General features: G+C 41.8%; 10 protein-coding genes. All 10 read left to right on the top strand.

The genetic code is table 11. The annotated features are described in order from the left end of the window. Window position 1: 1 nt before the first annotated feature. Window positions 2-826, top strand: a complete 825-nt coding sequence (eutJ, locus tag B3F51_RS00180) for an ethanolamine utilization protein EutJ (protein ID WP_070371835.1) — start codon at window positions 2-4, stop codon at window positions 824-826. 51 nt (window positions 827-877) lie between these two features. Continuing rightward, window positions 878-1,690, top strand: a complete 813-nt coding sequence (locus B3F51_RS00185; RefSeq protein ID WP_250934930.1) for a flavoprotein — start codon at window positions 878-880, stop codon at window positions 1,688-1,690. A 16-nt stretch (window positions 1,691-1,706) separates the two neighbouring features. Further along, on the top strand, window positions 1,707-1,985 hold the full coding sequence (locus tag B3F51_RS00190; protein ID WP_014356937.1) for a EutN/CcmL family microcompartment protein: 279 nt from the start codon (window positions 1,707-1,709) through the stop codon (window positions 1,983-1,985). 12 nt (window positions 1,986-1,997) lie between these two features. Then, a complete protein-coding gene (locus B3F51_RS00195; RefSeq protein WP_148637432.1) occupies window positions 1,998-3,008 on the top strand; it encodes a cob(I)yrinic acid a,c-diamide adenosyltransferase in 1,011 nt (336 codons plus the stop codon). Between the two features lie 28 nt (window positions 3,009-3,036). Next, window positions 3,037-3,447, top strand: a complete 411-nt coding sequence (locus B3F51_RS00200; RefSeq protein ID WP_070371838.1) for a GlcG/HbpS family heme-binding protein — start codon at window positions 3,037-3,039, stop codon at window positions 3,445-3,447. A gap of 35 nt (window positions 3,448-3,482) precedes the next feature. Then, window positions 3,483-4,892, top strand: coding sequence for an aldehyde dehydrogenase family protein (locus tag B3F51_RS00205; protein WP_070371839.1), 1,410 nt, complete (start codon window positions 3,483-3,485; stop codon window positions 4,890-4,892). Window positions 4,893-4,906: 14 nt separating this feature from the next. Next, window positions 4,907-6,232 carry a 4Fe-4S dicluster domain-containing protein gene (locus B3F51_RS00210; protein ID WP_070371840.1) on the top strand — a complete coding sequence of 442 codons (1,326 nt, stop codon included), beginning with the start codon at window positions 4,907-4,909 and terminating at the stop codon, window positions 6,230-6,232. Window positions 6,233-6,255: 23 nt separating this feature from the next. Then, window positions 6,256-7,212 carry a hypothetical protein gene (locus B3F51_RS00215; RefSeq protein WP_286944799.1) on the top strand — a complete coding sequence of 319 codons (957 nt, stop codon included), beginning with the start codon at window positions 6,256-6,258 and terminating at the stop codon, window positions 7,210-7,212. 59 nt (window positions 7,213-7,271) lie between these two features. After that, a complete protein-coding gene (locus tag B3F51_RS00220; RefSeq protein WP_070371842.1) occupies window positions 7,272-7,820 on the top strand; it encodes a BMC domain-containing protein in 549 nt (182 codons plus the stop codon). A 144-nt stretch (window positions 7,821-7,964) separates the two neighbouring features. Beyond that, the coding region (locus B3F51_RS00225; protein ID WP_286944801.1) for a hypothetical protein at window positions 7,965-8,273 on the top strand (309 nt) is incomplete at its 3' end.

Genomic DNA, 8,273 nt, shown 5'->3' on the forward strand with positions numbered 1-8,273 from the left:
AATGGATTGGAAATCTGGTAATGACGCAATATTGGAATTCGCAGAATTAATCCGGGAAAAAAAAGCCAATGCTTACACAGGTGAGCTAAAAGTTGGCGTCGATCTCGGGACTGCAAATATTGTCATCGCAGTGGTTGATGAAAATGATCGTCCCATTGCTGGAGCGACTCAAGGCGCGTCAGTTGTTCGCGACGGAATTGTCGTTGACTATCTCGGTGCGAGTCAAATTGTACGAAAACTTAAAGGTGAGGTTGAAGGTATCCTGGGTGTTGACTTGACATATGCCAAGGCCGCCACAGCCATTCCTCCTGGTATCCTGGCGGGGAATACAAAGATTATTTCCAATGTGGTTGACTCAGCCGACTTTGTGGTAACAAATGTGGTTGATGAACCGACTGCAGCTGCAACGGTGCTTGGCATCCAAAATGGTGCGGTCGTTGATGTTGGGGGTGGAACCACTGGAATTAGTATTCTCAAAGATGGTGAAGTTATTTTCACAGCCGATGAAGCGACCGGAGGGACACATATGAGTCTGGTACTGGCAGGTTTTCATCACATTAGCTTTGAAGAAGCAGAAGAACTTAAAAAGAACGAGTCACAGAAAAAAGTCTTCCCGATTATTAAGCCCGTGGTACAGAAGATGGCTTCCATCGTCAACCGCTTTGTGATCGGGTATGATGTTGACGTTATTTATGTGGTCGGTGGAGCGTGTGTCTTTAATGATTTTGAAAAGATTTTTGAAGATGAAACAGGCATCAAGACCATTAAACCGGTAGAACCATTATTGGTAACACCCTTAGGGATCGCCTTTAATTGTCAAAGGTAAGAAATGTGGTGATAGAATTTGGACATGGAGAAAATGCTCGAAAACGGATTATTGGATGTACTTATTCAAAAAATCGTTGACGAGGTTGTCAGGCGAATAAAAAATCAACCTAAAAAAGCAGTTGTTTTCTTTACGGGAGCGACGATTGGTTTTAAGGATTCGATGGATTCACTGTTGAAATTACAAAAAGATGGTTGGCAATTAAAAGTTGTTCTTTCTGATGATGGCATGAAGGTGTTAGATCCTGTTGCGATTCAAAAAGAATTAAATCTTGATGTAATTTACCACAGTGGCAACATAAAAAGCCAAAAAGAGCTATATGGATCGGCAGATATGTTTGTGATCGCTACCATGAGCGTGAATACGGCTGCTAAACTGGCGGTGGGAATAACTGATACAGTGCTGTTATCGCTCATTAATCATGGATTTATGGCTGGAACGCCAGTAGTTGCAGCAGTTAATGCCTGTAATCCGGATGATCCTCAAAGAGCATCACTGGGGATGGGCAAATCATCGCCTAAATATCGGGAAATGTTAAATAATAACATTGAAACACTGCGTGATTTTGGGATGAAGTTAGTATGTGGCAAAGACTTATATGCTACTTGTGTTGGTGGAACTCCCACAGAAACAAATGATTTAATCGTTACAAAGACAGCTGCCCCAGCTAAAAGCGAAGCGGTGGTAAATCAGGTCTCAGCTCATAATACTGGTGAGTGTCTGATTGATAAAAACGTTATCTCGCGGGTTGATATTTTAAAAGCCCGGGGATCAAATGTGATTAAGATACCTTCAGCATCAATTTTGACAGGGTATGCAGCGGAAGCCGCCAAGGAATTTGGGCTTCAGATTATCAGGGTTTAATAAGGGTGGTGAATATATGCAGTTAGCAAAAGTAGTTGGAAACGTCGTATCAACCCAGAAAGATCCGAATCTTGTGGGATGTAAATTATTAATCATTAAAAAAATTGATGAGTATGGTGAATTTGAAAAATATTCAAGTTCGTCGACAGCAATAGCCGTTGATTCAGTAGGTGCAGGTATCGGAGAAACGGTGATCGTAACGTCGGGGAGCAATGCCCGTTATGTTTACGGTGACAAAATGGCTCCGCTGGATATGACTATTGTTGGCATTGTTGACGAAATTCAGATTGTTTAGTGGGGTGATGTGATGCCAAATGTATATACCCGAGGAGGGGACAAAGGGGAAACGGGTCTTTTTGGATCCAGTCGTACCCCGAAGGATAATATCCGTGTCGATGCATATGGAACCATGGACGAAGCAAATTCGGCCATTGGTTTAGCATATTCACTTTGTGATGATCAGGAAATCAGAGAAATACTGCACTATCTGCAGAAGCGCATTTTTGTTCTCGGAGCAGAACTTGCCAGCGATGAAAAAGGCAAGACCATGCTGGCGGACAAAATTACTCAGGCAGATGTGGATTACATGGAATGCACGATGGAACACTATTTAGCAATTATTGGTCCTCAAAAGGCGTTCATTATTCCTGGTGCCAGTCCAGCATCAGCAGCTTTACATGTTGCCCGCACCGTTGTCAGACGCGGTGAGCGATTGATTGTAAAATATAATCGCGAAAATGAAGAAAGTCGTCCAGAATTGGTAAAATTCGTCAATCGACTCTCGGATACCCTTTTTGTGCTGGCGCGGACAGTTGAGTTTAATGGTGTTGTAAAACAAATAGTCGACCGGGTCAAAGAAAAATTGAATCTGTTAGAAACTGAGCAAGCAGAAAGTATCAATGAAGACACGTGTGATAAAGAATATAGTCTACTGACACTGGCCAAGAAAATGGCTGCTGCTGCCAGAGTAAAGGCTGAAGAAATCAATGTCCCCATTGTCTTTTCAGTGGTCGATTCCGGTGGAAATTTAGCCTACTTTGAACGGATGGAAGATGCTTTAATGGTCAGCATTGATATTTCAGTGAATAAGGCCTATACTGCCAATGCATTGAAAATGTCCACGGATAAAGTTGCCAGCGTCGTTAAAGAAGATGGCTCTCTCTATGGCCTCCAATGGACCAATAATGGTCGGATGGTCGTCTTTGGCGGGGGATATCCTTTAAAAGTCAATGGCGAAGTCATTGGCGGAATTGGCGTAAGTGGTGGAAGTGTCGATGAAGATATGATTATTGCAAAGAGTGCGTTAGCTGTGTTATAAAAATACTAATTAATCAGGAGGAAGAAAAATGACGACTACTGGAAAATTATTAGATATGGCAAAGAAAATGGCAGAAGCGGCGGCTGCAAAAGCAATCGAAATCGATGTACCAATGGTTATCGTAATTTGTGATGCCAGTGGTAACACCGTATTATTTAACCGGATGGAAGATTCTTTATTGGCCAGTATGGATATCGCAACCAATAAGGCTTATACTGCAGTTGCTCTTAAAATGGGCACCGATCAGGCAGCTGACCTTGCAAAAGAGTCAGGACAACTTTTTGGAATTGCGAGCTGCGATAAAGGAAGAATGGTTGTGTTTGGCGGTGGCTTCCCGATTTTTGAAGCGGGTAAAATCATCGGCGGTATCGGAGTAAGCGGCGGCAGTGTTGCAGAAGACATGACTGTTGCTCAAGCTGGACTAGACGCTATAAAATAAGACAAAAAATTAACACGATCCAGGAGGTACCTCGTATGAATATAGATACTACAGGTATAGAATATATTGTAAAAAAAGTAATGGCAGAAATCGATTGTGCAGTTGAAGGCGGAAAGCCACTTAAAGATGGTGAGCTTGGGATCTTTAATGATATGGAGAACGCCATTGATGCAGCTTATGAAGCGCAGAAAACCTTCATGAGACAGCCAATAGCCTTTCGAAGCAAATTGATAGCAGCGATGCGGGCAGAAATGCTCAAAAAAGAAAATATGGAAATGATTTGCCAGTTGGCAGTTGAAGAAACTGGCATGGGAAATTATGAACATAAACTTTTAAAACATGAATTGGCAACAGTAAAAACACCCGGTGTGGAAGATCTTGTTGCCGATGCCTTCACTGGTGATGACGGGTTAACCTTAATTGAACAGTCTCCATTTGGCGTGATTGGCTCAGTTTCACCTTCGACTAATCCCAGTGAAACAGTTATCTGTAATTCAATTGGCATGTTAGCGGCAGGAAATACAGTCGTATTTGCACCCCATCCCAGCGCAAAAAAAACCAGTGCTTTAACAGTTAAATTGTTAAACAAGGCGATTTTAGAGGTTGGTGGTCCGGAAAACCTGATTGTTACAACTGCAGAACCAACAATTGACAGTGCCAATACCATGTTTGCCAGCCCCAAAATCACCATGCTTTGTGCTACCGGTGGACCAGGTGTAGTCAAGACTGTATTACAGAGTGGCAAAAAAGCGATTGGAGCTGGTGCCGGAAATCCTCCAGCGCTGGTTGATGAAACCGCTGATATCGAAAAAGCCGGGAAAGATATTATTGATGGTTGTTGCTTTGATAATAATCTTCCCTGTATTGCGGAAAAAGAAGTTGTTGTCGTCGAACAAGTTGCCGACTACCTGATCTTTAACATGAAGAAAAATGGTGCTTATGAACTGAAAGACGCCAAGAAAATTGCCGAATTGGAAGAGCTGGTTATTCCCGGTGGTCGCCTGAGTCGTGACTATGTGGGACGAAGCGCCAAAGTAATTCTTAAAGGTATTGGAATTGACGTTGACGACTCCATCCGGGTAATCATTATGGAAACCAGTAAAGATCATATCTTCGCTGTTGAAGAATTAATGATGCCAATCCTTCCCATTGTTCGTGTAAAAGATATTAAAGAAGGAATTGATGTGGCTGTTGCGCTGGAACATGGTAATCGACATACTGCGATTATGCATTCAACAAATATCAATAACTTAACTGAAATGGCAAAAAGAGTGCAAACCACTATTTTTGTTAAAAATGGCCCTTCATATGCTGGTATCGGAGTTGGTGGGGAAGGCTATACAACCTTTACCATTGCTGGTCCGACCGGTGAAGGTCTAACATCTGCTAAGACATTTACTCGTAAACGAAGATGTGTATTAGTAGGAGGATTTACGATTAAATAATAGAGGTGTTGTTCATGAGCGCAAATTTAGTAGAATTGGTACAAAACGCCGGCATTGTAGGTGCAGGCGGGGCAGGGTTTCCAACCCAGGTCAAATTAAATTGCAAAGTTGATACCGTCGTTGTCAACGGAGCAGAATGCGAACCACTATTGCGCGTCGATCAACAACTGATGGCACTGGAGGCTGTTAAAATGTTAACGGCACTCCAGGCTGTTATGGATCACACACAAGCAAAGGAAGGCATTATTGGCCTCAAGAAGAAATATACACCTGCTATTGAAGCATTAAACAAAGAATTACCAGCATTTCCCAAGATTAGAATGCACTTGTTAAAGAATTTCTATCCAGCGGGAGATGAACAGGTCCTTGTTTATGAAACAACGGGACGGATTGTGCCTGAAGCCGGAATTCCGTTAAATGTTAATACATTAGTTATAAATGTGGAGACACTTTTGAACATTTATGATATAATGGTAGACAATAAACCGGTTACAGATACATATTTGACATTAACAGGTGAGGTTAAGAATAAGCTCACAACAAAGGTACCACTTGGTATTACTGTTCGCGAAGCTTTGGAATTAGCCGGCGGAACAACCATCACGGATTTTGTCGTGATCAACGGCGGACCGATGATGGGTAAAATCGTCGATTTAGAGTCAACGATTACAAAAACAACGAAAGGACTGATTGTTTTAGCAAAAGATCATCCATTGATAATTTCTAAGACAAAGTCCATCAAGGAAACCATGAAAATGGCAGGGATGGCTTGTATGCAATGTAACTATTGCACCGAGCTGTGTCCGCGATACGCTTTGGGCCATAACCTGGAACCCCATAAGTTAATGCGGATTGCTGCCTATGGTTCAACCTGCGATACGTCCACTCAAGCTACAAACGCTTTTCTATGCTGTGAATGTGGCTTATGTCAATATGCATGTGTAATGGACTTACAACCTTGGAAGTTCAATACCATGCTAAAGCGAGAACTGGGAAGTAAGGGGATCAAAAATCCTCACCACAATGCACCAACATCAGCTGTGCCCTTCAGAGAAGGCAAACAGTTTAACGTTTACCGTTTGGTATCACGATTGGGACTGACGAAGTATGATCTTCCGGCTCCGATGGTTGAAACGGATAAGACGTTTACTAAAGTCAACCTATTATTGTCACAACATATAGGTGCTCCTGCAGTAGCAGTTGTAAACGTTGGGGATCATGTGGAACGAGGACAACTTATCGGGGATATTCCTGAAGGTAAACTGAGCTCAAAAGTTTTTGCTAGTATTAGCGGTAGGATTTCAGCCGCGGATAGTGAAAAAATCACTATCGAGTCCTAAATCATATTTTAAGGGGGATAATTATGGACTTTACAATGTTAATCGCCGCATTTGGCGGTGGCGTCTTAGCCACATTTATGGGCGGGATCACAGCCTTTGTTTTCACCGGTTTAACCGTTTTGGCGGCAATCATGGGTGGAGATTTTGGGGCACCTGCAATTGGTATTATTAGTTTTGGTTCTTGGTTTGGTCCACATGTTGCCTTCGCTGGTGCTGTAGCTGGTGCTGCGTTTGCAATGACAAGAAATCATATTGAAAATGGTCAAGACATCGTAACACCACTGGTAAAATTTGGTGATCCAATGGTATTGATCGTTGGTGGTATCTTCGGTATGGTTGGTTTCCTGATCCAATACATTGTTGGACCACTGGTTGGACCAATTCTCTTTAATGGTATTTTGGGAGAAGGCGCTGCCGGCTGGACCGACACTGTTGCTTTCACCGTAATGCTGTCTGGTATTATTGTACGTTTAGTATTTGGTAAAACTGGTATCACAGGAAAAACACCAGCTGGTGAAAAACGCGAATGGATTACTACTGGAAGCCGTTTAGGATTTGTTCTTACTTACGGCGCAGGTATTGGTATCTTAATTGGTGGCGTTGCTGCTACATTAGGTACATTAGGTTTAGTTGGCGGAAGTGAAGAAGCTGCATACTTATTCTCAATGACACCAGTAATTGGGTTCTCTGTTGCTGCTATCTCACTGATCCTGATTATGTGCGGACATTATTTTGAAGGATGGCATCATATTGTTTTACCTTCTGGTTCAACCGCAGTAATCGTATTCTCAGCTACACTTAATCCGTTTGCTGCCATTATTGGCGCAGCAATTACAGGTATGTTCACAGCATTTGTTGGTGAATGGGCTGCAAAAACTTTAAATAGCCATTGCGATACCCATATCGACCCTGCTGCTGTAACAATCTTTATTACACAGTTCATTAACTTTACAATTTTAGGCGGATTCATTTTCGTTTAAAACGCATTAACGCAATCTGGTAAAATAAAAACATTCACAGTATAGAAAGAAGTGGTATTTTGAAAAAAGCAGTTGGTTTTATGGAATTTAAGAGCATTCCAGTTGGTATAGAATCCACTGATGAAATGCTGAAATCCGCTAATGTTGAGCTGCTGATGGCATCACCCTTATGTCCTGGAAAATACGTCAGTATTATTGCTGGAGATGTCGGTGCTGTTGAGGCGTCAATAAAGAATGGGGCGCATGTGGGTGGTATCCATATGTTAGAATCTCACGTTATACCGAATATTCACCCTGATGTTCTGCCAGCAATGCTAGGCGCTGGGGAAATCGGTGATGTGAAATCGCTGGGTATTGTTGAAACGATTAATGCAATTTCTTCAATTTTAATCGGAGATATTTGTGCGAAAGCATCAAACGTAGAACTCCTGGAAATTCGAATTGCTAGAGGCTTGGGTGGTAAAGGCTTTGTATTAATCACTGGCGAAATTTCTTCTGTTAAAATGGCCATTCAAACGGCCCAGACGGAAATGGCAGAATCGAATCTCATTACGAGTTATTCGGTAATATCATCTCCACATAAGGATATTGCAAAAATTCTATTTTAACTGAAGATTAAAAATTAAAATGTATAAAAAACAAATGGCTTCGGTCATTTGTTTTTTATACATCAAAATTCTGTTTTTTATAAGTGCACCAAGGCCATTTATAAAAAATAGAAGGAAAATTACGTCATTAAAAAGGAGATCGTCATGGCTCGTAAAAGTAAACCTAAATCACAATTAACAAAGGACACAGCTATTCAAAGTGGTTCGGATCTATCGAATTCAAGTGAAGTGGGGAATGAAGAAGTGGGAAAATTGGACGATTTTATAAAAAAGGTTGGCAGAGTGATCACGGGCAAAGAGGATAATGCCGAGGATTCGAGTGATAGCAATCCCAAGAAATCGGAAGCATCAAAAACTGAGGTACAGGTAGAAGTCGAAAAAGAATTAAAGACAGAAGCCAAAGCAGAAGCAGAGGCAAAAGCCAAAGCAGAAGCAGAAGCAGCGGCGAAAGCC

It is taken from the genome of Acetobacterium sp. UBA5834 (assembly GCF_002435675.1).
GTDB lineage: Bacteria > Bacillota > Clostridia > Eubacteriales > Eubacteriaceae > Acetobacterium > Acetobacterium wieringae.